The organism is Mesorhizobium sp. M1A.F.Ca.IN.020.06.1.1, from assembly GCF_004023265.1.
Taxonomy (GTDB): domain Bacteria; phylum Pseudomonadota; class Alphaproteobacteria; order Rhizobiales; family Rhizobiaceae; genus Mesorhizobium.
Map to the genome: position 1 here is coordinate 1 of NZ_RZSR01001244.1, position 1412 is coordinate 1412.

Consider the following 1412-nt stretch of genomic DNA (forward strand, 5'->3'; position numbering starts at 1 on the left):
GTGCGAGCTTCGGTGATCGGCTTTCTGGTGATGGCGTTGTTCGCCGTCGCCGGCGCCTCGATCCTGTCGGTGTTCGGCATCACGCTGCCGGCCTTCCGCGTCGCCGGCGGCTTCCTGCTTTTCTTCATCGCCTTCGAAATGGTGTTCGAGCGCCGTCAGGACCGCAAGGAGAAGATCGGCGACGTCGCCATCACCAAGGACATGATCCACAACATCGCCGCCTTTCCGCTGGCGATCCCGCTGATCGCCGGTCCCGGCGCGATATCGGCGACAGTGCTGCTGTCAGGACACTTCGAGGGCTTTGCGGCGCAAGCGGCGCTGGTCGGCATCATCGCGATCTGTCTTGTGCTCACCTTTCTGGTGTTCGTGCTGGCAGAGCGCATCGACCGCATCCTCGGTCAGACCGGCCGCTCGATCCTGACGAGGCTGCTCGGCGTCATCCTGGCGGCGCTTGCGGTGCAGTTCGTCGCCGACGGCGTCAGGGCGCTGATGGCTGCCTGAGCAGCATCCCTACTGCCTTATTTCACTGCTGTATCGACCACCTCGAAATCATGCGTGACGGCCGCCGTCTTGGCCATCATCGCGGTGGCCGAGCAGTATTTCTCGATCGACAGGTCGATCGCCCTTTTCACCTTGTCGTGCGACATCGCGCGACCCTTGACGATGAAATGCATGTGGATGCGGGTGAAGACGCGCGGTTCCGTCTCGGCACGATCCGCGTCCAGCTCGACCACGCAGTCCTCGACCGCCTCGCGACCTTTTTCGAGGATATGGACCACGTCGTAGGCCGAGCAGCCGCCGGTGCCGATCAGCACCAGCTCCATTGGGCTCGGCCCTGGCGTCCGGCCTTCCGGCCCACGCGCCGTGCCCAGCACGACTTTGTGACCGCTGCCGGACTCGCCGACAAAGGTGCGTTCCTCAACCCATTTGACGCGTGCTTTCACGATGATCTTCCTTAGACGCTGCTTTGCAAGCGGACTATCGCCGCAACTATCAACTATAGGCAATTCCGGACGGAAAACCGCGACGCACTTTCGCTCGAAATTGTTTATTGGCCGAATACGACCGTGTGCATGATGCGGCCGGGCACCAACGTGAAGATGCCGGCGCCGATCAGCGCAAATAGGTAGAGCTTGATCATGGCGCTGCGATGCGCGGCCACTTTATGGGTGTGCGCATACCAGACCGCCAGCGGGGCGGTGACAACCACCAGGATCGACAGGATGTGGATCGGGCTGAACGGCCCGATCAGGCGTATCCGCTGGATCCAGAAGCTCGAGACGGCGACGACCAGCATCAGCGCGGCCCAGGCATAGCCCAAGACGCGGTGGCGTGTCGTGCCTTTCGGCAATGCCAGTTGCGCCCCGCCTATCGCCAGCGCGGCGAAGGCGGCGAACGCGTGCCATGGAATG

At 62.8% G+C, this 1412-nt stretch carries 3 protein-coding genes; 1 reads left to right on the plus strand and 2 read right to left on the minus strand.

Annotated features, from left to right (window positions below; all coding sequences use genetic code 11):
• Nucleotides 1–501: MarC family protein (locus EOA60_RS32900; RefSeq protein WP_164899768.1), on the plus strand; the 501-nt coding region annotated here is incomplete at its 5' end.
• A gap of 17 nt (nucleotides 502–518) precedes the next feature.
• Here EOA60_RS32900 and EOA60_RS32905 read toward each other — a convergent pair.
• Nucleotides 519–944, minus strand: coding sequence for an OsmC family protein (locus tag EOA60_RS32905; RefSeq protein WP_067319759.1), 426 nt, complete (start codon nucleotides 942–944; stop codon nucleotides 519–521).
• 104 nt (nucleotides 945–1048) lie between these two features.
• Nucleotides 1049–1411: a DUF2306 domain-containing protein gene (locus EOA60_RS32910; protein WP_128312617.1), complete on the minus strand. Its 363-nt coding sequence runs from the start codon at nucleotides 1409–1411 to the stop codon at nucleotides 1049–1051.
• Between the last annotated feature and the right edge of the window lies 1 nt (nucleotide 1412).